The following is a 22,317-nucleotide window of genomic DNA, read 5'->3' as shown; positions in this document are numbered from 1 at the left end:
CTTAACGCCGCCCGGGGCGCAGCGAACGGTGGACGTAAATATCGTAGCGGCTGGTTTTGCCCTCAACGCAGTGCGCTACCGCCGGGCCGTCCACCGGCGGCGCCTTGCGCGGGCGTTTGACCACCACCCGGTGGGTCGCAACGTCCAGCGCGGCTTCCAGCAGGCGCGGCGCGTCGGCATCGTCGCCGGCGAGCTCGCGGAACAGGCGCATCTCCTTTTTCACCAGCGCGGACTTTTCCCGATGGGGGAACATCGGGTCGAGATGCACCACCTGCGGCGCCACATCGGCCTCCGCGACCAACGCCGCAAGCTCGGTGGCGGCATCGCCCGGCACCAGCCGCAGGCGCGCAGCGATGGCAGAGGTATCGGGATGCTGCGCAGCACGCGCCAGCCCGTCCGCCAACAGTGCCGCAATGGCCTCGACGCGTTCCACCAGCAACACCGGCGCCCCCAGACTGGCGAGCACAAAGGCATCGCGCCCCAGCCCGGCGGTAGCGTCCACCACGCCGGGGGTAACGCCGTTGGCCAGCCCGCAGGCCCGGGCAATCAGCTGGCCGCGCCCGCCGCCAAAGCGGCGTCGGTGGCCGGCCTTGCCGCCGACAAAATCCACGTACAGCGGCTTGCCGTAGCGCTGTTCATCCGCGACCAGCACCAGCCCTTGTTCATGCTGCTCCAGCGCCATGCCCGACGGCAGCGCAGCGCGCCCCGTCGAAATCTCCGAGTCGCTCCCTCCGGGGCTCATGCCGGCTTTTTCCACGCCACCTCGTTACGCAGGTACACCGGCTGAACCCGGTGCGCCGGCTGGCCCCCGCCGGCGTCAAGATCCCGCGCCGCGAGCCGGGCCATGTCTTCCGCGCGCGGCTCCAGCACTTCGGCGTCGGTCGCCGGCAACGCCAGACGCTGCGCCAGCGGCGCGGCAAAGCGCTCATAAAGCGCCAGCCCGGAGCCCACGGCAACCCAGCGGTCGGCCGTTTCGCCGTCCGCGTCGTCGGGCAGCACCAGCTGCTCCGGCGCCAGGACCGCTTCATCGCCCCGCGGCGTTATCACACCGTCCGCGCAGTGCCAAAAGCCCGCGTAGACTTCGCCCATGCGGGCGTCGATCAGCGTGGCCACGCGCTCGGCGGCAAAGCGGGACCCGGCCTGCAGCGCCAGCGCTTCCAGCGTCGACACGCCCAAAAGCGGCACGTCCAGGCCGAAGGCCAGCCCCTGGGCGGCGCCGGCGGCAATCCGCAGCCCGGTAAACGACCCCGGGCCCCGGCCGAACGCCACGGCATCCAGCTCGGCCGGGGTCAGCCCGGCCTCGGCCAACACCTCATCGACCATGGGTAGCAAACGCCGGGTGTGCTCGCGCGGGGTCATGGCAAAACGCGCCAGGCAGGTATCACGGCCCTCCTGGCGGCGCAGGAGAGCCGCCGAACAGGCGCCCGATGAGGCGTCCAGAGCAAGCAGGTTGAGCGCCATTACGCGGCCTTGCCGTCCAGCGCCGCCGCCACCTGGCGGGTAATGTCGTCGACACTGCCCACGCCTTTCACGCGGTGATACGCCGGCGCGCTCTCGGGGTCCTCGTTGGCCCACTGCTGATAGTACTCCACCAGCGGCGCGGTCTGGTCGTGGTAAACGGCCAGGCGGTTGCGCACCGTGGATTCCTGGTCGTCTTCGCGCTGGATGAGGGTCTCACCGGTCACATCATCCTTGCCCGGCTCCTTCGACGGATGGTGCTCAACGTGATACGTCCGCCCCGAGGCGGGATGCACCCGGCGGCCGGCCAGGCGATTGACGATTTCATCGTCGGCCACGTCGATTTCCAGAACGTGGTCCAGCTTGACGCCGGCGTCCTTCATCGCATCGGCCTGGGGAATGGTGCGCGGAAAGCCGTCAAACAGGAAACCGTTTTCGCAGTCCGGCTGACTGATGCGCTCCTTGACCAGGTCAATGATGATGTCATCGGACACCAGACCGCCGCTGTTCATGATGCCCTGAACCTTCACGCCCAGTTCGCTGCCGTCCTTGATCGCGGCGCGCAGCATATCGCCGGTGGAAATCTGGGGAATCTTGTACTTCTCGCAGATGAATTGCGCCTGGGTGCCCTTGCCTGCGCCCGGTGCGCCCAACAGGATTAACCGCATCGCTTGGCTCCTTGAATCGTCTGGTATGAATCAGTTGATTTTCCATCATTCACGCCGGATCGGTGTAACTGGCCGGGTGACGTCAAAACATAATGGGAAACTACTGGGAAAACTATAGTGAAAAGACATGGCGGAAAAACAGCATTCGACAATAACGGCGACTCACGGGTGACACAACACTCCAAAAGCCTGATACCGCTTTTTCTCGGCTGCCAACACAAACGGCGCCCGCAGGCGCCGTCTGTGTTGCCGTGAGACGCATACCGCTTACAGCAGCAGGCGCCGTATATCGGTCAGCACGTTGGCCAGAAACGCCGTGAAGCGCGCGGCGTCGGCTCCGTTGACGGCACGGTGGTCGTAGGACAGCGACAGCGGCATCATCAGACGCGGCTGGAACTCCGCGCCGTCCCATACCGGCTGCATTTGCGCTTTGGAAACCCCCAGAATAGCCACTTCCGGGGCGTTGACGATGGGCGTAAACGCCGTTCCGCCAATCGAGCCCAGGCTGGAGATCGTAAAGCAGCCACCGCTCATGTCCTCGCGCTTGAGCTTCTTGTTCTGGGCTTTCTGGCCCAGCTCGCCCATTTCCCGGGCCAGCTCCAGCAGCGATTTGCGGTCGGCATTGCGCACTACCGGTACCATCAGGCCATCGGGCGTATCCACGGCGATGCCGATGTGGACGTACTTTTTCACCACCAGGGTTTCGCCGTCGCTCTTGAGGCTGACGTTGAACTGCGGGAACTGCTTGAGCGCAAAGGCGCACGCCTTGACCAGGAACGGCAGCGGCGTCAGCTTCGCGCCCTGGGCTTCAGCCTCGGCCTTCATCGACTTGCGGAAGGCTTCCAGCTCGGTGATGTCGGCATCGTCGAACTGCGTCACATGGGGCACGTTGACCCAGCTGCGGTGCAGGTTGTTGGCACCCATTTTCATCAGGCGCCCCATGGGCTTCTCTTCCACCTCGCCGAACTGGCTGAAGTCCACATCGGGGATCGGCGGAATACCGCTGCCGCCGGTGGCTGCCGCCTGGCCGGAAGTCGACGTTTCGCCGGAGCCGGAGAGCGCGCTCTTGACGAACGACTGCACGTCTTCCTTCAGCACGCGGCCCTTGGGCCCGGTGGGCGGCACCTGAGCCAGATCCACACCGAACTCGCGCGCCAGCATGCGCACGGCGGGACCGGCGTGAACACGCTTGCCGTTGTGTTCCGGCGCCGCACTGGCGACCTGAGCCTCGGGGCTCGGAGAGCCCGTCGCGGGCCGGCTTGTTTGCGGTGCCGGCGCGGCGGCGGGTTGTTCCGCTTCCGCAGCGGGCTTTTCCGCTACCGGTTGAGGACCGCTGCCCGCCGTTTCCACCGTGCCGATAACGTCGCCTTCGGAGACGCTGTCGCCTTCCTTGACGGCGATATCCACAAGCTTGCCCTTGTAGGGGCTGGGCACGTCCATGGAGGCCTTGTCGGATTCCAGCGTGATCAGCGCGTCTTCTTCTTCCACCTCGTCGCCTTCGCTGACGGCGATTTCGATGATTTCGGCGCTGTCACCGATATCCGGCACGCGGATTTCCTGACGCTGCGGCGCGCCGCCGGCCGGTGCGTCAGCGGCCGGCGCCTCGGCTTCGGGCGCCGCCGGTGCGGCCTGCTCTGATGCCGGCGCTTCTGCCGGGGCATTTTCCGCCGGCGCGGCGTCATCGGCACCTTCGATTTCCATCCGGCCGATCACATCGCCTTCGGCGACGCTGTCGCCTTCCTTGACGGTCAGCGATACCAGCTTGCCGGTATGGGGGCTGGGCACGTCCATCGAGGCCTTGTCGGACTCCAGCGTAATCAGCGCGTCCTCGGCCTCGACGTCATCGCCTTCGCTGACGGTGACTTCGATGATCTCGGCGCTGTCGCCGATATCGGGCACCTTGACGTCAACGGTCTGCTTGCCGCCGGCGGCCGGGGCAGGGGCGGCGTCCTTGCCGGGCGCCTCTTCCTGCTTCGGCGTTTCTTCCTTCGCCGGGGCTTTTTCCTGTGACGGAGCCTTTTCCTGTGCCGGGGCTTCGTCGGCCGAGTCGTCGCCGGCATCGCTGCCGCCTTCAACTTCCAGGGCAACGATGTCGTCGCCTTCGGACACCGTATCGCCTTCCTTCACCAGCACCTGACGTACCTTGCCACCCTTGGGCGACGGCACATCCATGCTGGCCTTGTCGGATTCGAGAGTGATCAGCGCGTCTTCCGCTTCGATGACGTCGCCTTCCGACACCGCAATTTCGATGATTTCTACCTCATCGCCGCCGATGTCGGGCACTTTGATGTTTTCGCTACTCAAGGTCGCGCTCCTTCCAAATCGGGTCGGGCCGGCGGGGTCCAACGCCCCGCCGGGCAGCGGATCAGCTGGTCAGCGGGTTGGGCTTGTCGGCATCGATGCCATACTTCCCGAGCGCCTCGCCCACGACCTTGCGGTCGATGTCGCCACGGTCGGCCAGCGCTTTCAGCGCCGTCACGGTGACGAAGTAGCGATCCACCTCGAAGAAGTAACGCAGCTTCTCACGGGTATCGGAACGGCCGTAGCCGTCGGTACCGAGGACATGATAATCCGTCGGCACCCAGGCGCGCACCTGGTCCGCGTAAAGTTTCATGTAGTCGGTCGCGGCGATGGCCGGCCCTGCATGGCCTTCGAGACACGCGGTCACATGCGGCTTGAGCGGCTCGTCATCGGGCTTGAGAAACGCCTGACGGTCGATCTCGAGGGCTTCACGGCGCAGCTCGTTGAAACTGGTGGCACTCCATATATCGCTGCCCACGCCCCAGTCCTCGGCGAGCAGCTCGGCTGCCGCTTCGACCTCGCGCAGGATGGTGCCGGAGCCCAGCAGCTGAACGTGGCCCTTGCCCTTCTTGCCCTGGGTCTCGCGCAGCCGGTACAGGCCCTTGACGATATCGTCGGCCGGCACCTCATCCAGCGCGGGATGCTCGTAGTTTTCGTTCATCACGGTCAGGTAGTAGAAGCAGTTTTCCTTGTCGGTATACATACGCTTCAGACCGTCCTGCAGGATGACCGCTATCTCATGGGCATAGGTCGGGTCGTAGCTGCGGCAGTTGGGAATGGTCGACGCCTGCACCAGGCTGTGACCGTCCTGGTGCTGCAGGCCTTCGCCGTTGAGCGTGGTACGCCCGGCGGTGCCGCCGACCATGAAGCCGCGCGCCTGCATATCGCCGGCCGCCCAGGCCAGATCGCCGATACGCTGGAAGCCGAACATCGAATAATAGATGTAAAACGGCAGCAGCGGCAGGCCGTGGTTGGAGTAGGACGTGGCCGCCGCGATCCAGGACGACATCGCGCCCGCTTCGGTGATGCCTTCTTCCAGCACCTGGCCGGCGGTGTCCTCGCGATAGAACATCAGCTGGCCCTTGTCCATGGGCTCGTACTTCTGGCCGCCGGCGGAATAAATGCCCAGCTGACGGAACATGCCTTCCATGCCGAAGGTACGCGCCTCGTCGGGGACAATGGGCACTACCTGCTTGCCAAAGCTCTTGTTCTTGACCAGGCCGTTGAGGATGCGCACGAAGGCCATGGTCGTGGACACTTCGCGGCCCTTCGAGCCGCCGGTCTGCGAGGCAAAGATCTTGTCGTCGAGCCCGGGAATGTCGACGGCCTCGAAATCGCGGCGCCGCGCCGGCAGATAGCCGCCCAGACGCTCACGCTGCAGATGCATGTACTTCATTTCCGGCGAGTCTTCGGCCGGCTTGTAGTACGGCATCTCGTTTTCGATCTGCTCGTCGGTGAGCGGGATATCGAAGCGGTCGCGGAATTTCTTGAGCACATCCGGATCGTCGATGGCCTTGACCTGGTGCGCCTCGTTATCGGCTTCACCGCCCTCGGCCGTCAGACCGTAGCCCTTGACGGTATGCGCGAGAATCACGGTGGGGCGACCGTTGGCGTTGTGGAACGCCTCGTGGTAGGCCGCGTACACCTTGTAGGGGTCGTGGCCGCCGCGGTTGAGCCGGAAGATATCGTCATCCGACAGGTTCTCGACCATTTTGGCCGTTTCGGGATACTTGCCGAAAAAGTGCTCCCGGGTATAGGCGCCGCCCAAAGACTTGTAGTTCTGGTATTCGCCGTCGACGGCTTCGTCCATGCGCTTTTGCAGCACGCCCTTGTTGTCCTGCTCGAACATGGTGTCCCAGAAGCGGCCCCAGACCACCTTGATCACGTTCCAGCCGGCGCCGCGGAACACGCCTTCGAGCTCGTCCATGATGCGCGAGTTGCCGCGCACCGGGCCATCCAGACGCTGCAGGTTACAGTTGATGACGAAGTTCAGGTTATCGAGCTTCTCGCGGCTGGCGAGGTGAATGGCGCCCAGCGTCTCCGGCTCGTCGCACTCGCCGTCGCCGAGGAATGCCCAGACCTGACGATCCTGCATGTCCTTCAGCCCGCGCTGATGCAGGTAGCGCATGACGTGGGCCTGGTAGATGGCCATGATCGGCCCCAGCCCCATGGACACGGTGGGCAGCTGCCAGTAGTCCGGCATCAGCCAGGGGTGCGGATAGGACGACAGGCCGCCGTCGACTTCCTGGCGGAACTTGTCCATCTGCTCTTCGGTCAGGCGACCTTCCAGGAAGGAGCGCGCATAGATACCCGGCGAGCTGTGGCCCTGGATAAATACCAGGTCGCCTTCGTGGTCCCCCTCGGGCGCGCGGAAGAAATGGTTGAAACCTATGTCGTACAGCGTGGCCGACGACATGAAGCTGGCCAGGTGGCCCCCGATGCCCTTGTTGGCATGGTTGGCGCGGGTCACCATCGCCGCCATGTTCCAGCGGATCAGGGAACGAATCTTGCGCTCCATGGACGCGTCACCCGGCATGGGCGCTTCGCGGTGTGGCGGAATGGTGTTGCGGTGCGGGGTTGTCACCGAGAAAGGCACCTGGCTGCCGTCCCGACGCATACGATCCGCCAGGCGGGTCAGCAGGTAGCGGGCACGATCCTCACCCTCACGATCCAGCACCGACTCCAGGGCTTCAAGCCACTCCGTGGACTCGACCGGGTCGAGATCTTCTCGTGTCTCCAGACTCATGGATGTGTCTCCGAATGACGATAAATGACATTGACCCCGCGAACCCCGGGGCCCGGGCGGCCGCGGCAGTCGTCGTGCCACCACAGGCCTTGGTCCGTCGGTGCGCCTTGCAGCGCAGAATGGAAATCCATTCTACATTCAAGACGCAGCGTTCGGCAAAATGTAGTAAATCTACACAAAGATAGCAAAAAAACGTTGCTGGCTGTCAAAAACCATACCGCAAACCCCGAGCGCTGCCAATCACCGCGTTGACAAACTGCCGGCTTCCTGCCCGCCACATCGGGCAATAACGGTGATATTCAAAGCGTTAACGCTTTTACGTTATAAATTGACAAATAAGTAGCTAAACTACTTACTGCCACCTTTTCAATGCGCTCCACTCCGGGTGCCGATACAGCTGCTGAAAGCCGTATGCCCAGTCAAACGCGGGTCCGGGATCGGTCTTGCGTAGCGGCGCTACATAAGCATGACCGGTAATGCGGGTTGTATCCAGCGCCGGATAGCGCGCCATCAGCCAGACCAGCAGCGCCGCCAGCGTCGCGTACTGGGCGCGGGCAAACGGCGTCTCGTCGTCTCCTTCCAGCTCGATGCCCACGGCAAAATCGTTGAGCGCCCGACGCGTATCGCCTGTTCGCGGGTCCCGCCAGTACGAGCGCCCGGCATGCCAGGCGCGGCGTTCGGGCTCGACAAACTGCACGCACTCGCCGTCGCGCCGAATCAGAAAGTGCGCCGAGACATGTACTCCGGCAAGGCGGGCAAAAAACGGGTGCGCGCCGCTATCCAGGCGGTTGGTAAACAGTGCTTCGACGGCATCGCCGCCGAACGCCCCCGGCGGCAGGCTGATGGCATGCAGCACTACCAGCGATACCTCGCCGGTCGGCCGTTCATCAGCGTTGGGGGATGCCACCCAACGCGCCTGCGTCCAGCGCCCCGCTTCGCTTCCGACTTCGCTCATGCCGTCTCCTGTTTTTCCCTTTTCCTGACCTGTGGACTGCTCATCCCGGTACCTGGCAGCGATTGCTCTGGCTACGATTGCCCTGGCGGCGATTGCTCTGCTTGCAGGCCTTTTTCCCGCGCCGCAGTGGGCTATAATGCCGGCCAACCCGTTTCTGTTCTCTGCTGGAAGGCCCGCCACTATGCACCATGATACAGCTCTCGCTGAAGACATACGCGCCAGCGCCGCCCACCTGCTGGCCGAAGACCTGGGGCCCGGCGACGTGACCGCCGGGCTGATTCCCGAAACGCAGTGGGCCCGGGCGCAGGTCATCACCCGGGAAGCCTGCGTGCTGTGCGGGGTTGCCTGGGTCGACGAGATTTTTCGCCGGCTGGATAGCCGCATCAGGCTCCACTGGCAGGCCGCCGACGGCGACCGGCTGGCGGCCGGCCAAGGCTTTCTCGAACTGGAAGGCCCGGCCCGCGGCCTGCTGACCGGCGAGCGTCCCTCGCTCAACGTGCTGCAGACGCTATCGGCCACGGCCACGGCCACCCGTCGCTATGTGGACCTTCTCGACGGCACCGGCGTTCGCCTGCTGGATACGCGCAAAACCCTGCCCAACCTGCGCCTGGCGCAGAAGTACGCGGTCAGCTGCGGCGGCGGCCGCAACCATCGTGCCGGGCTCTGGGATGCGTTTTTGATCAAGGAAAATCACATCGCCGCCTGCGGCGGGATTGCCGGGGCCGTGGATCAGGCGCGCCGGCTGGCAAGCGGGCTGACCGTGGAAGTCGAGGTGGAAAATCTCGACGAGCTGGACCAGGCGCTGGACGCAGGTGCCGATACCGTCATGCTGGACAACTTCTCGCTGGACGACCTGCGCCGGGCCGTGACCCGCACGCAGGGGCGCGCCACGCTCGAAGCCTCGGGCAACGTGGACGACACCACGCTCAAGGCCATCGCCGAGACGGGTATCGACTGCATTTCCAGCGGCGCCATCACCAAGGACATCAAGGCCGTGGATCTGTCCCTGCGCCTGGTCGACGACGCCTCACGCGACGGCATGGAAAACAGCTGACAGGGAAAAGACATGGATAGCGGGGGAGGAGACGATAGAAGAGAAAGGTGAGGATGGAAGAGAAAGGTAAGGATAGAGGAACAGCATAGAGCGGGTTAAACCATGCCCGGACGCCGGGCTCAGGTTTCGACGGCGTTGAGGCATTTACGCAGCCGGTAGCGCCTGAGCGACTCGCCCCCGCGCTCGACCCACTGCTCTCCCAGGTTCTCCCAGCCGCGCCGCTCAAGCCGTTCAACCAGCATCTCGCTGGCCTCGATCGCGATAGTGCCGCTGCCCTGCTCCAGCAGCAGACGCTCGGCGTGGATCAGCAGCGTGGTGCCGATACCCCGCCCGCTCAGCGACGGCCAGACGTACAGCGTCTCTACCCGGGCATCCGCCACGTCCAGCTCCAGAAAGCCCACGCAGCGGCCGTCACAAACGGCCACCAGGGTGGTATAAAGCGAGTGGCGAACCGCCCAGGCGCTGGCCTCCCGGGGCAGCACACTGGCCCAGGCGCGGCGTTGGGTGAGCGAATAATGCTGCGCCGCCCCCTGCATCACCGCGTGGTAAAACACCTCGGCCTGATCGGCGGCATCCTGAACCCGCGCCTCGCGATACAGGATTCGCGGCGCTTTTTCATGCGCCGATGCGCTCTGTTGCGTCATGATTACCTCATTGGGTCGACAGACGGCCAGGGGTATGAGGCCGCCTTTTTCACCCTGCGTCACTCTACCTTCAGGGCTATATCCGAAGAGCCGGGGACAGGTCGAAGAGGGGGTTCTACGCCAGGGATGGCGTAGATAGCGTCCAGGGAGGGATTGATAGCGCCCCCTCGCCGACCTGTTGACGGCTCGCGGATTGAAGCTAACAGCAATATGCCCGACTCAGCCCTGCTTTCCATTTGCAGCTTATAAGTAGCCACCTCGACCACCGGGTCGAGAACGACCGATCCCAGGACGACCGCCCCATGCATGATGCTTCATACCCGCCCGACTCGCCACCCGATGCCCACCGCTGGCAGCTGGAACCGCTGGGCGTGATCCACAGCGACTACCCGGACAGGTTTGGCGTGCCGCGTCAACCGGGGCTGGCACCGGCCGCCCGGGCCACGTTGATCCTCACCCCGCCGTACAACGACCCGCTGGCGGTGCGCGGCCTGTCCGCGTTCAGCCACCTCTGGCTAACCTTCATCTTCCACCGGACGCCGGCAGCCGACGGACGCTTTACCCCACTGGTACGCCCGCCGCGGCTGGGCGGCAATCAGAAGGTAGGCGTCTTTGCCAGCCGCAGCCCCAACCGGCCGAACCGCCTGGGGCTATCGCTGGTGACGCTGGAAGGGATCGCCACCGAGGGCGGCGCCAGGCTTGAGCTGGGCGGCTGCGACCTCGTGGACGGAACGCCAGTGGTCGACATCAAGCCCTACCTGCCCTGGGTGGAAGCGCGCCCGGACGCCACAGCCGGCTTTGCCCCGGCTCCGCCGGACGCCCTGCCGGTGGTGTTTTATCCCGACGCCTGCGCCACCCTCGACCGGCGTCGGGACGGCGATTCGCTGAAGGCACTCATCGAACAGGTATTGCGTCAGGACCCGCGGCCGGCCTACCAGCGCGGCCGCCGGGCGCCGGAGCGCGTTTACGGCGTGCGCCTGCGCGATGTGGATGTGTCGTTCAAGGCGCAGGAGCAGGAAGGCGCGGCGACCCTCATGGCCGTGGTCGCCATCCGGTCAGCCGCCGCCGGCTCCTAGCCGGCGGGGCGGCGACTCCGCAGTAGCCCGCGCGATCAGGCGTCGGTATCACCCTCGGGCAGCACCACGCCAAGGCGCCGCGCGACCTCTTCGTAGGCTTCGATGACGCCGCCCAGCCCCTGGCGAAAGCGATCCTTGTCGAGTTTCTCCCGGGTGTTGGCATCCCACAGCCGGCAGCCGTCCGGCGAAAACTCGTCGCCGAGAATTACCTGGCCGTCATACAGACCAAACTCCAGCTTGTAATCCACCAGCAGCATGTCGCCCTGGGCAAACAGCTGCTTGAGCACGTGATTGACCTTGAAGGTCAGCTCCTGCATCTTGCCGAGCTGCTCGCGTGTGGCCCAGCCGAAGGTGTCGGCCAGCGATTCGTTGATTATCGGATCGCCGCGCTCGTCGTCTTTCAGAAACAGCTCGAACGTCGGCGGCGTCAGGGGAATGCCCTCTTCCACGCCCAGCCGCTTGACCAGCCCGCCAGTGGCAATGTTGCGTACCACGCACTCCACCGGGATCATCTGCATTTTTTTGACCAGGCTTTCGGTAGCCGACAGGCGCTTGTCAAAGTGGGTGGGAATGCCGGCGTCTTCCAGGCGCTCCATGATGAAGGCATTGAATACGTTGTTGACCATGCCCTTGCGCGCCAGCGCTTCCTTGCGCTTGCCGTCGAAGGCGCTGGTATCGTCGCGGAATTCAAGCACCAGCCGGTCCGGCGCTTCAGTGGTATAAACGGACTTCGCCTTGCCGGCGTAAAGTTCCTGACGCTTCTCCATGGTCGCTCCCATGCGGTCAAATGCAGGCCGTGCCGACACCCACGCATCGACACGGCCGGATGGTTGAATCTTAGCGTAAATAGCCGGAAATGCGCTCCAGCAGCTCCCGTTGAGAGTCGGCACCGAGCGACTGCCCGTCGGCACTCTCGGCTTTCAGGCGGCTCTGCCCGCCGCGAGCGTCGAGCACCAGCCGCACCTTTTGCGTGCCGTGATGGGCAAAGGGATTCAGGTTGGCAAACACGCCCCGCCGGCGATTTTCCAGCGTGCGGTAGTCCACCGTGAAGGTATGCGCGTCAGGATCGCTGCCGAGTTGCTCACGCTTGTCCGGCTGGCTGAAGTCACGCCCCAGATAGTGGTCGATTTCGGCCCAGGCACGGTCGGCCGAATAGGGAATACTCACGCTGACGTCGTCGCCGTTTTGCCTGAGCTGCACGGCGCTATCCTCGTTATCGCGCTGGGCATTCAGCGAGGACAGCGTATTCGCCGAGCGCTGGCCGGTCTTGAGATACTCGGCCAGGCGGGTCAAACAGCGCGACGACGGCTGTTCCCCCTGCCGGCAGTGTACCTCGCTGGTGCCGTTACGCACGGCAGTCTTGAGCTGCAGCGTGGCATCGGGTGTTTCCAGCACCCCGCGCGCGGGCCGGCTACGCTCGATACCCCCGGCCCGGGTGCGGGCAAAACGCTCCAGCTGCGGCCACACGCCGGCGGCGTCTTCGGCCACCACCAGCCAGCGCTGATCGTTGATCTGCCGGGTGGTGACGTAGTCTTCGTCGAGCCCGCTGGCTACCGTCAGAGCGCGTGGCGCATGGGCTTCCACCGGTTCCTCGGGCGGCGCCGACTGATCGCCGCCGCCGGGCATGGGCAGCGCATTGCGGTAGCGTGACGGGTCGCGCGTATCGGGCAGGGCCAGCGGCGGCGCCGGCGACGGCTCAACATAGTCGGTGTTGCGGTCATCATAAAAACCATCCCGGGCGCAGCCGGCAAGCGCCAGGGCGCCGGCCAGTGTCAGGGGTATCCATTTAAGCGCAGGGTTCATCCAGCCACCTTAATCCGTTGAGCAAATTCCGTGGGGCGTATGTCAGAGCAGGGCGCCAACCCGGCTGTTCAGGCCTGATCTTCCACAACCCCGGCCAGCTGCAGCGCTTCGCTGATCGTGGCGTGATACTTTTCCGACAGCCAGGTCAGCGGCAGGCGCACCCCGGCCTCGGCGTAGCCCATGCGATTGAGCGACCACTTGACCGGAATCGGGTTGGCCTCGATACCCAGATTGGTGTGCAGCGGCATCAGCCGCGTGTTGATCGAGTGGGCGGTTTCCGTATCGCCGGCCACCGCAGCGGTGCACAGCTCGTGCATGGCGCCGGGAGCGACGTTGGCGGTGACCGAAATATCCCCGTGACCGCCCATCAGCATGAAGTCGCAGGCCGTGCCGTCGTCGCCGGAGTACAGCATGAAGCCGCTGCCCTTGAGCCGCGCGATCAGGTCCTCGCCGCGCTCCAGGTTGCCCGTGGCATCCTTGAGGCCGACGATGTTGTCAACGTCCGCCAGGCGCATCACGGTTTCGTTGTAGAGGTCGGAGCAGGTACGGCCCGGCACGTTATACAGGATAACCGGCAGCTTGCTGCCCTCGGCCACGGCCTTGAAATGCTGGTAGAGGCCTTCCTGGGTGGGCTTGTTGTAATAGGGGCACACTGACAGGCAGTAATCCGCGCCGACTTCGCTGGCATAGCGCGCCAGCTCCACGGCTTCGGACGTGGCGTTGGCGCCGGTGCCGGCAATCACCGGGATGCGCCCGTTCACCTGCTCCACCACGGTGCGAATCACATCAAAGTGCTCGGCAAACGACATGGTGGTAGGCTCACCGGTGGTGCCGGCGGCTACAATGGCATCGGTGCCATGATCGAGATGGAAGTTCACCAGGCGACGCAGCGCATCCCAGTCGATATCGCCATTGACTTTCATCGGTGTCGCCAGAGCGACAATGCTGCCAGTGATCATCCGCTTGTACCTCATACACACAGATAGGGGTGGAAACGCGCCGCTCGAACAGACAAGCGTACGCACACACGGGGTTCAGGGAGCCGCGATGGCGCCCTGGTTAACGCCTTGCGGTTCCACAGATAACAAATGGTACTCAGGCGATAAAAGGCTGTACAGCGCAAAGCGCAGCGAGTGGCGTTTCACGGCCGATTTTTTGACACGGGCCCGCCGCTTGCGTGTAATCGGGGTGTCGGCGCCCCGGCCCTTTCACCGTCAGACCCGCGTCTTTTCCGCTTGACGGTCCTTTCCGACCGTTATTTTCTCCCTCGGCTTATTGATCCTCAAGGAGCTTTTACATGAGCGTTGCCATCGGCCAACCCGTTGAAGACTTTTCTGCCACCGCGACCGGCGACACCACCGTGACCCTGTCGGACTTTCGCGGCCAGCAGGTCGTGGTGTATTTCTACCCGAAGGCGAGTACGCCCGGCTGCACCACCGAAGGCGGCGATTTCCGCGACCGCAAGCCGGCCTTTGACGCCGCCAACACCGTGATTCTGGGCGTCTCCCGGGACGGTCTGCGCGCCCAGGAAAACTTCAAGGCCAATCAGGACTTCAATTTCGCGCTGATTTCCGACAAGGATGAGACCCTGTGCGGGATCTTTGACGTCATCAAACTCAAGAAGATGTACGGCAAGGAGCACCAGGGCATCGAGCGCAGCACCTTTCTGATCGACGCCGAGGGCAAGCTGGCCCGGGAGTGGCGCGGCGTCAAGGTGCCGGGCCACGTTGACGAGGTGCTGGCCGCCGCCGAAGAGCTGAACGCTGACGGCTGACGGCAGGAAAGCGACCGGGCGGCGTGCGATTCAGGCGCCGCCTTCCGGGTGCTGTACTTCCGAGCCCTGTGCATCCGGATGTTGCGCCTCGGCGGCTTCCTGCTGTTGCGCCAGGCGCTCGTCACGCTGCTGGATACCCCGGGGCCAGGCGTACACCAGCGCCTTGAGCAGCGTGGCCAGCGGGATGGCAAAAAACACCCCCCAAAAGCCCCAGATACCGCCAAAAAACAGCACCGCAACGATAATCGACACCGGGTGCAGGTTGACCGCCTCGGAAAACATCACCGGCACCAGCACGTTGCCGTCCAGCGCCTGGATCACGCCGTAGGCCACCAGCACATAGGCCAGCTGTTCGCTCAGGCCGAAATGAAAGCCGGCCACCGCAGCCACCGGCAATACCGCCAGCGCCGCACCGATATACGGCACCAGCACCGACAGCCCGACCAGCACGCCCAACAGCGCCGAGTACGGCACGCCGAGAAAGGCGAAGGTGCCGAAGGCCACCGAGCCGATAATGATGATTTCAATGAACTTGCCGCGAATATAGTTGGCGATCTGCATGTCCATTTCCTGCCAGATACGCGACAGCAGCGTCCGCTTGCGCGGCAGCAGCGACAGGGTAAACCCTACCAGGGCGTCGCGATCCTTGAGCATGAAAAACACCAGAATCGGCACCAGCACCAGATAGATGATCAACGCCATGACGTTGCCCAGCGACGCCAGCGACAGCGACAGCGCACGCTGCCCCAGCTGGCTGATCTGGCGGCTGGCGGCGCCGACCCAGCTTTGCACCTGGTCCGGGGTAATCAAATTGGGATAGCGTGCCTGCAGCTCGCTCAGCCAGTTCTGGCCGCTGGCAAACATGCGCGGGGTTTCCTGCACCAGGCCCACCAGCTGATTCCAGATCAGCGGGAGTAGAATAAGCGCCAGCGCCAGCACCGCGCCGAGAAACGCCAGGAAGACCACCGCCACCGCCAGCAGATGCGGTACGTGGCGGCGCGTCAGCGCATTCACCGCGCCCTGCAGCAGAAAGGCCACAATCAGCGCGGTAAAAAACGGCGCCAGCATCCGCCCGAACCAGATCACCGCGGCAAACCCGGCAATCAGCACCAGCAGCAGGATGACGGCTTCCTCGTCGGAGAAATAGCGGTCGATCCATTCCCTGATCAGGGTGCGCAGCGTCATTGTTCACCCCCTTCCGCCTTGCGAATCCAGTAATAATACACCTCGCCTACCTGCTCGCGCGCCTCCAGCCGGTGGCGGGTCTGCTCGGCAAACGAGGCCATGTCGCGCCAGGAGCCGGCATCGGTGGCGCGCACTTCCAAAAGCTGCCCGCCGGCCAGACCGTGCAGCGCCTGCCGGGCCTTGAGCAGCGGCAGCGGGCAGGCAAGGCCGCAGGCATCCAGCACCTGATCGACTGCCGGCTCCGACGGCGTATGTTTCGGCATGACACCCCCACGTTACTCGCTATATCGCGTTATTCGGCATTTCCCGTTACCCGGCGCCGGCATGGCACCTCTTCGATTCTGCCTGGTGACAAGCGTGATCGAGCACGGCCCTTATGCACCGGCCCCGCATTCTCGCATACACTGTCTTACATACACTGTCTTGCATACACTGGCGCCTGCACGATTGCGTATACTTTAGCGCCCGTACCCGTCGGTTGGGGGGGACCGGCAGACGATTTAACGGCACTTCATGCACCGGCGCAATGTCTGTTGACGTACCCGGTTCTGCCGCAGCCCTCTGCCCGGCGGATAACAGCCGGTTCGACGCCCGTTTTGACCAACGGTTTTGATCACACGCGAGGATGCCATGCTACGCCTGCGCCACGCCCCCTGCGCCTGGTTTTGCGCCATAGTCCTGACGGTCAGCCTGCCCGTGAGCGCGCCGCTGAGCGCCGACAACCGCGACCATCACCTGCCCACGCTGGGCAGCGCGTCACCCGCTGCCAGCCACCAGGAGCAGCAGCTGGGGCGCGCCTGGCTGCGCCAGTTTCGTGCTCAGGCACCGCAGTGGCAGGACCCTCTCGCCCACTATTATCTCGACCGGCTGATTGCCCGACTCATGCCCCACAGCGGCCTGAGCGGCGCCCTGCCCGTCAGCGTGATGGTGGATAACGGCTCGCTCAACGCCTTTGCCGTGCCCGGCGGCGTCATGGGCATCAACGCCGGACTTTACGCCTTCGCTCCGGATGAAGGCGCCTTCGCCTCGGTGCTGGCTCACGAGCTGGGCCACCTTTCACAGCGCCACTTTGCCCGGGGCCGCGAGCGCGCCGAACAGACCCGGCTGCCCGCCATGGCCGCCATGCTCACCGGCATGGTGCTGGCCGCCAGCGGCGCGGGCAGCGCCGGTATGGCCGCCGCCATGGGCTCCCAGGCGGCCATGCTACAGGATCAGCTGCGCTACTCCCGGCGCTTTGAAGAGGAAGCCGACCGGGTGGGCATGCAAACCCTGGCCGATGCCGGCTATCCGCCCGGCGACATGGTGCGCATGTTCAAGGGCATGCAGCGCATGGCGCGCCTCCAGGGCGACACGCCGCCGGAATTTCTCCTCAGCCACCCGGTCAGCGAAAGCCGCCTGAGCGATGCCCAGTCGCGTTCGGCGCAGATGCAGGTCAGCGATGACTACCAGGACGACACCCTCTACGACATGGTGCGGGCCCGGGCGCTACAGCACCTGCACCACAACACCCCGAAGGAAGCGCTGACTCGGCTACGCGAGGACGACGCCGAAAGCGCGGCGATCACTTACTTACAGGCGCTGATCGACGCCGACAAGGGCCGGACGCAAAGCGCCCTGACCACGCTGGATCGCCTTGCCGAACAGCATCCGGACCTTGCGCTGCTGCCGGCGTCGGCTGCGCGTATTGCGCTGGACGATCGCCGGGTGGACGACGCCATCAACCGCAGCCAGCGGCTGCTGCGCCTGATGCCCGGCTACCTGCCCGCGCAGCTGACGCTGGCCCAGGCGCAGCTGGGCACCGACCCCGGCGCCGCCTACCGGCTATTGCGCGACGTCACCGACGAACACCCGGAATACCCGCTGGGCTTTACCCTGCTTTCGGAAGCCGCCGGGCGCAGCGGGCACACGGCTGAAGGTCACCTGGCGCGAGCCGAACAGCTGCAGCTGACCGGGCGTATCGACAAGGGCATCCGCCAGCTGGATATTGCGCTGGACGCCGCGCAGAGCGATAACAATCCGGCGCTTGAAGCTCGCATCAAGTCACGCCGCGAGACCTTTATCGACTATCGCGACGCGCTGGAGGAGTTCTCCTGAGAAGCCTGACCCGGCTCTCCGGCTCTCGGAAGAGCCGGCACGGCATCAGGCATTAGCGTCACGCCTTGAAGTTGAGCATCCGCTCCAGCGGTATCAGGGCTTTTTGGCGCAGCGCTTCTTCGACGCTGATTTCGCCGCTGCCTTCACGCAGCGCCTGCGCCAGGTTATCCAGCGCGTTCATCGCCATCCAGGGGCAGTGCGCACAGCTTTTGCACGTCGCACCGTGGCCCGCCGTGGGCGCCTCGAACAGGGTCTTGTCCGGCACCGCCTGCTGCATCTTGAAGAAAATCCCCCGGTCGGTGGCAACCACCAGCTGCTTGTTGGGCAGCTCCTTCGCCGCCTTGATCAGCTGCGAGGTAGAGCCGGCAACGTCGGCCAGCTCCACCACCGGCGCCGGGGATTCCGGGTGGACCAGCACGGCCGCTTCCGGGTAGAGGCGCTTCATGTCTTCCACGCCCTGGGCCTTGAACTCCTCGTGGACGATGCAGGCGCCGTCCCACATCAGCATATCGGCGCCGGTTTGGGCCTGAATATAGCCGCCCAGGTGCTTGTCCGGCGCCCAGAGGATTTTTTCGCCTTTGGCCTGCAGGTGTTCGATCACATCCACCGCGATGGATGACGTCACCACCCAGTCGGCGCGCGCTTTCACCGCCGCCGAGGTGTTGGCGTAGACCACTACGGTACGGTCGGGGTGGGCATCGCAAAAGGCGCTGAACTCGTCCGGCGGGCAGCCGGTATCCAGCGAGCAGGTGGCTTCCAGGGTGGGCATCAGCACGCGCTTTTCCGGCGACAGGATCTTGGCCGTCTCGCCCATGAAACGCACGCCGGCGACCACCAGCGTCTCGGCCTCGTGCTCGGCGCCAAAGCGCGCCATCTGCAACGAGTCGGCGACGCAGCCGCCGGTTTCCTCGGCCAGCCGCTGAATCGCGTCGTCGGTATAGTAATGCGCCACCAGCACGGCGTTTTCCGCCTGCAGCAGGCGTTTGATCTCGACGACAAGGGCCTCGTCGTCGGCGGGAATACGGGTGGGGCAATACGCCGTGGGGATCAGCGTCTCGGCGCCCGCCCGGGAAGTTGTCATCGTCATCGTGTCTACCACTGCGACAAAACAGGGAATCCCCCTGCTATCTATCGATCGCGGCGGTGCGCTCCGCACGCGCCGCGCCCTGACGGTCGGCCTGCGCGTCTTTCGCGGTGGCCGGTCCGTTTGCATGCTCTATCATTCTGCCGCGAAACGCCCAAGGAGGGAAGTCGTGGCGCTTCAATGCCTGGCTGCCCCGCGTTACAGCAAGTGCTGCTCTTCCCGGGTCAAATCAAACAGGGCATTCACCGCCTGGTTCAACCGGTTTTCCGTCGCGGCAAGCGTCTCATCCAGTGTGCTCACCCTGGCCTGCCGGTCGGTAAAATAGTCTTCCCAGTCGTCGCGCTCGGCCACGGCGATCAGCGTATCTCTGGCCTTGAGCTTGAAGCTCTTTTTTACCTCAGCCTGCAGGGTCTTGAAGTCCAGCTGCCACCACTGGCGGCTTTTGGTGTTGAGCCTGGGCTCGCGGCCGTCGGGGCAGAGGTCATCGCACAGGCGGCGGGCAAAGCGCTCAATCACCTGCTGGCGCTGTTCGGCGGTTTGCTGGCACTGCTCGGCCAGCTCGGCGATGGTGGCCTGCTGCTCGTCGGACGCTGGTGGCAAAGGAATGCGGTTCACATTTTGTGAAAACATCCGGTAAAAACCACCGCGCACCGAATCGGCGATCCCCGTGAGAAAGAACCACACAGCCTGTGAATTCAGCAAGCCCACTAAATAGTAGTTACCATCAGGATAAAAGTAGGCCGTATTGGCAGCAAAGGCTCCGCCGGTATCCAGATAAAACTTGGGGCTATTGGTGATATCCGGGTAGAAAACCTTGGGCAAGGCAAACTTTTCGTAATACGCTACAGTGTCCTGAATTTCATACCAGCGGTAGCTACCGGCCTTTCTTCCCGGCCATTTCTTGCCACGCGGCCAGTCGCGTGGCTTGGGCTCAAGCTGCTCACGGTACTGTTCCAGATGCCGCTTCACTGCCGGGTACGCATCAAGATCAATGCCGCGCCGGGCAAATATCAGCCATAACCCCTGATTCTGCGCATGCCATCTTTTCAGATCCTTGCCTTCCAGAAACGGCTTGAGCACCTCGGCCGAGGCGGGGTCTTCGGCCACCAGCGCATCCCGGGTCGCCTGATCAATCACGAATGCCTTGTTACAGCCGGTTTTAATCCCGTATAGCGGCGAGCCATATACGGCTTTGAGGCTGGGATACGGCGTGCCGTCGGCGGCGTGGGTGAGCTTGTGGCGCAGCGCGGCCAGGGTTTCGTCTTCCAGCTGCCAGCCTTCACTGCCCAGCCGGCTTTGCGGCATGGTGCCGTGATCCTGGCTAAACCGCTGGCCGAGGTTTTCCGGCAGGTCGTCGGTCAGGTTGAGCATCGCCAGGCGGTGATCTTCCGTCGGCGCGGCGTTTTCCATCACCAGAATGGCCGGGTAGGTGGTCACGCCTTCAAACACCTGTAAATCGCCGAAGTCCACCACGCTGTGCAGGCGTGTGCACTCGGCCAGGTGGCGACGCAGCGGCATGCCGGCATTGGTTTTGAAAAACGTCGAGGAGCTGATGTAGCCCAGCATGCCACCGGGTTTGAGCAGGTTAAGCCCCAGCTCAAAAAAGTAGGCGTACAGGTCGGCCACGCCGTGATACACCCGGTAGTGGGCTTCCAGCCAGGGTTTCATCTCGGAGAAGCGCTCCTGACGCACATACGGCGGGTTGCCCAGCACCACGTCAAAGCCGCCGTCGGCAAAAATCTCGGGAAAAGCCGCATGCCAGCAAAACGCGCTGCCCGCTACCGACCGGGTAATCCCCAGGCTGTTGCCGTCGCGCAGGCAGGCGTTAAGGCTGGTAAGGGGCTTGCCGCGTTCGGCGGTTTTCAACCACAGCGAGAGCTTGGTGATCTCGATGGATTCGGCGTTGATATCCACGCCATAAAGGTTGTGGTTGAGAATTTCCTTGTTGAGATCCAGCACGCCGGGCTGGCCGGTGAGCTCGGCCAGCTTGTCGTTGATGCGCTGATATTCCGCGTGGAGAAAATCAAAGGCGGCAAGCAAAAACGCGCCCGAGCCGCATGCGGGGTCGACCACGCGGATATGCTGCAAGGCTTCCTGCCAGGCGTACCAGAACTTCAGCTCGTTCTGCTTGCCACGCTTCCACTGGATGCTGCCGTCGTTTTTCAGCTGGCCGTAGTCGCCGAGCAAGCGCGAAAATTGCCGCTGTAAATAGCATCCCAGAGTCTGCTCGACCATAAAGGCGGTAATATTATCCGGGGTATACACCACGCCCTGAAGCTTGCGCCGCCCGGAGACCGAGCGAGCGCTTTCCTGCGGGACGATGGCTTCGCCGCGCTCCAGCTGCTCGGCCAGTGCTTCCAGGTCGGTAATCGACTGCTCGAAAATACGTCCCAGCACCGTGACCGAGACTTCCGAGGCAAAGTCGTATTCAGCGAGCTCTTTAAACGCTTCGCACAGCTCATCGCTGACGCTCAAGCTATCCAGCTCGGCATCCTCGGCAAAGAGGCCGCCATTATAGGCGGGGATATTCAACGGCTTGTTGCCCTTGTCGACCGCGCGAAACAGCCCCTTGAAGTTGTCGTACACCGGGCGCGGATTGTAGGGGTCGGCGTGCTCGTAGGCCTGAGCAATGGAGTTATCGGGAATCAGTCCGGTGTCTTCGGCAAAGGCCAGAAACAGAATGCGGTCGAGCAGCTTTTGCGCCGCCGGCACCAGCCTGGCCGGTGCCCATTCGGGGTTGGCTTCCATCAGGGTGACAATCAGGGTTTCGCGCAGGTGCTTGTAGTCCTGATAGAGCCGCGCGGTGATGTCCTTATCGGCCTGCTGGGTTTGGCGCAAAAGCTCCAGCGGGCGGTCATTGAGCAGGTTTTCAGCGCCCAGGCACAGCTGAAAACGCGCGTATTCCCAGGGGTCATCAAGGGTGGTGAGATCAAAGGTGTCATATACCAGCGACGTTTCACCGACGTGATACAGGCGAATTTCACGATAGTTGGTCACCAGCACCCAGTCCACGCCTTTTACGTCGCGAGCGTATTCCCACGCCTGCTGTACGGGGCTTTTATGCCGCCCGGGCATGATAGCATCGAGGTCGCGGGTTTTGGCGCCCTTCACTTCAAACACCGCCTTGACCTGATTGCGCTCGCGTTCGCCGTAAAACTGCCCCAGCGCGATATCGACGGCGCCGCGGGCAATGCCATATTCCCGCGCGACGGTATAGCTATCCCCCTGGCCAAAGCTTTGGTAACCCAGCAGCGTGCCTAGAATGCGCTCGGTGAACGGCGCGTGCAGCGCCACCTCGTTTTGCCGCTCGATATCACCGCTGAGGATGCTGTTTTTCCAGGCGGTAATCGTCGCCAGGTGATCGTCGGGAATGGCGGTAGGCGGCTGTACATGATTTTGCAGCACTTGCTCGGCGATCAGCGACATGAGGCCAGGTTCCTTTAGCTGGAGCGAAACTATAATTCGCTATCATATC

18 protein-coding genes are annotated in these 22,317 nt (G+C 63.8%); 4 read left to right on the top strand and 14 right to left on the bottom strand.

Annotated elements, in window-relative coordinates; translation table 11 throughout:
* Nucleotide 1: 1 nt before the first annotated feature.
* The 6 genes from C793_RS0103940 to ampD all read right to left on the bottom strand — a co-directional run bounded on the left by C793_RS0103940 (nucleotide 2) and on the right by ampD (nucleotide 8,128).
* Nucleotides 2-742, bottom strand: a complete 741-nt coding sequence (locus C793_RS0103940; RefSeq protein WP_051038333.1) for a class I SAM-dependent methyltransferase — start codon at nucleotides 740-742, stop codon at nucleotides 2-4.
* Nucleotides 739-1,461 (bottom strand): tRNA (adenosine(37)-N6)-threonylcarbamoyltransferase complex dimerization subunit type 1 TsaB, encoded by a 723-nt coding sequence (tsaB, locus tag C793_RS0103935; RefSeq protein WP_017429654.1) that lies wholly within the window; start codon nucleotides 1,459-1,461, stop codon nucleotides 739-741. The genes C793_RS0103940 and tsaB overlap by 4 nt, the downstream gene beginning before the upstream one ends.
* Complete coding sequence (gene adk / locus C793_RS0103930) at nucleotides 1,461-2,126, bottom strand: adenylate kinase (protein ID WP_017429653.1); 666 nt, start codon at nucleotides 2,124-2,126, stop codon at nucleotides 1,461-1,463. Before adk ends, tsaB begins: the two co-directional genes overlap by 1 nt.
* A gap of 267 nt (nucleotides 2,127-2,393) precedes the next feature.
* Nucleotides 2,394-4,430 (bottom strand): dihydrolipoyllysine-residue acetyltransferase, encoded by a 2,037-nt coding sequence (gene aceF, locus C793_RS0103925; protein WP_017429652.1) that lies wholly within the window; start codon nucleotides 4,428-4,430, stop codon nucleotides 2,394-2,396.
* A gap of 61 nt (nucleotides 4,431-4,491) precedes the next feature.
* The gene (gene aceE / locus C793_RS0103920) at nucleotides 4,492-7,173 is read right to left on the bottom strand and encodes a pyruvate dehydrogenase (acetyl-transferring), homodimeric type (protein WP_017429651.1); all 2,682 of its coding nucleotides are present in this window, start codon (nucleotides 7,171-7,173) and stop codon (nucleotides 4,492-4,494) included.
* 352 nt (nucleotides 7,174-7,525) lie between these two features.
* Complete coding sequence (gene ampD / locus C793_RS0103915) at nucleotides 7,526-8,128, bottom strand: 1,6-anhydro-N-acetylmuramyl-L-alanine amidase AmpD (protein ID WP_017429650.1); 603 nt, start codon at nucleotides 8,126-8,128, stop codon at nucleotides 7,526-7,528.
* A gap of 181 nt (nucleotides 8,129-8,309) precedes the next feature.
* On the opposite strand from ampD, the gene nadC reads away from it, so the two are divergent.
* Nucleotides 8,310-9,182, top strand: a complete 873-nt coding sequence (gene nadC / locus C793_RS0103910) for a carboxylating nicotinate-nucleotide diphosphorylase (protein ID WP_017429649.1) — start codon at nucleotides 8,310-8,312, stop codon at nucleotides 9,180-9,182.
* 119 nt (nucleotides 9,183-9,301) lie between these two features.
* Here nadC and C793_RS0103905 read toward each other — a convergent pair whose 3' ends face one another.
* On the bottom strand, nucleotides 9,302-9,826 hold the full coding sequence (locus tag C793_RS0103905; RefSeq protein ID WP_017429648.1) for a GNAT family N-acetyltransferase: 525 nt from the start codon (nucleotides 9,824-9,826) through the stop codon (nucleotides 9,302-9,304).
* A gap of 302 nt (nucleotides 9,827-10,128) precedes the next feature.
* Between C793_RS0103905 and tsaA the strand changes: the two genes are divergently transcribed.
* Complete coding sequence (tsaA, locus tag C793_RS0103900; RefSeq protein WP_017429647.1) at nucleotides 10,129-10,902, top strand: tRNA (N6-threonylcarbamoyladenosine(37)-N6)-methyltransferase TrmO; 774 nt, start codon at nucleotides 10,129-10,131, stop codon at nucleotides 10,900-10,902.
* A 35-nt stretch (nucleotides 10,903-10,937) separates the two neighbouring features.
* Here the strand turns inward: tsaA and purC are convergent, their stop codons facing one another.
* From purC to dapA, 3 genes are all read right to left on the bottom strand, one after another.
* Nucleotides 10,938-11,669, bottom strand: coding sequence for a phosphoribosylaminoimidazolesuccinocarboxamide synthase (gene purC / locus C793_RS0103895; protein ID WP_017429646.1), 732 nt, complete (start codon nucleotides 11,667-11,669; stop codon nucleotides 10,938-10,940).
* Between the two features lie 70 nt (nucleotides 11,670-11,739).
* Nucleotides 11,740-12,705, bottom strand: coding sequence for a hypothetical protein (locus C793_RS0103890; protein ID WP_017429645.1), 966 nt, complete (start codon nucleotides 12,703-12,705; stop codon nucleotides 11,740-11,742).
* A gap of 68 nt (nucleotides 12,706-12,773) precedes the next feature.
* Entirely contained in the window at nucleotides 12,774-13,664 is an 891-nt protein-coding gene (gene dapA, locus C793_RS0103885) for a 4-hydroxy-tetrahydrodipicolinate synthase (RefSeq protein ID WP_017429644.1), read from the bottom strand.
* Between the two features lie 338 nt (nucleotides 13,665-14,002).
* Here dapA and C793_RS0103880 point away from each other — a divergent pair, with 338 nt between their 5' ends.
* Nucleotides 14,003-14,479, top strand: coding sequence for a peroxiredoxin (locus tag C793_RS0103880; RefSeq protein ID WP_017429643.1), 477 nt, complete (start codon nucleotides 14,003-14,005; stop codon nucleotides 14,477-14,479).
* A 30-nt stretch (nucleotides 14,480-14,509) separates the two neighbouring features.
* Here the strand turns inward: C793_RS0103880 and C793_RS0103875 are convergent, their stop codons facing one another.
* Together C793_RS0103875 and C793_RS0103870 are read right to left on the bottom strand one after the other, a co-directional pair.
* Nucleotides 14,510-15,664 carry an AI-2E family transporter gene (locus tag C793_RS0103875; protein WP_017429642.1) on the bottom strand — a complete coding sequence of 385 codons (1,155 nt, stop codon included), beginning with the start codon at nucleotides 15,662-15,664 and terminating at the stop codon, nucleotides 14,510-14,512.
* The gene (locus C793_RS0103870) at nucleotides 15,661-15,927 is read right to left on the bottom strand and encodes a sulfurtransferase TusA family protein (protein WP_017429641.1); all 267 of its coding nucleotides are present in this window, start codon (nucleotides 15,925-15,927) and stop codon (nucleotides 15,661-15,663) included. Before C793_RS0103870 ends, C793_RS0103875 begins: the two co-directional genes overlap by 4 nt.
* Before the next feature lie 367 nt (nucleotides 15,928-16,294).
* Here C793_RS0103870 and C793_RS0103865 point away from each other — a divergent pair, with 367 nt between their 5' ends.
* Nucleotides 16,295-17,758 (top strand): M48 family metalloprotease, encoded by a 1,464-nt coding sequence (locus tag C793_RS0103865; protein ID WP_017429640.1) that lies wholly within the window; start codon nucleotides 16,295-16,297, stop codon nucleotides 17,756-17,758.
* Nucleotides 17,759-17,816: 58 nt separating this feature from the next.
* Here C793_RS0103865 and nadA read toward each other — a convergent pair whose 3' ends face one another.
* Both nadA and C793_RS0103855 read right to left on the bottom strand, forming a co-directional pair.
* A complete protein-coding gene (gene nadA / locus C793_RS0103860) occupies nucleotides 17,817-18,839 on the bottom strand; it encodes a quinolinate synthase NadA (protein ID WP_017429639.1) in 1,023 nt (340 codons plus the stop codon).
* A 201-nt stretch (nucleotides 18,840-19,040) separates the two neighbouring features.
* Entirely contained in the window at nucleotides 19,041-22,268 is a 3,228-nt protein-coding gene (locus C793_RS0103855) for an Eco57I restriction-modification methylase domain-containing protein (protein ID WP_017429638.1), read from the bottom strand.
* Nucleotides 22,269-22,317 lie beyond the last annotated feature (49 nt).

Origin of the sequence: Vreelandella jeotgali Hwa (genome assembly GCF_000334215.1) — a bacterium.
GTDB lineage: Bacteria > Pseudomonadota > Gammaproteobacteria > Pseudomonadales > Halomonadaceae > Vreelandella > Vreelandella jeotgali.
This window is presented reverse-complemented; position numbering and strand designations above follow the sequence as displayed.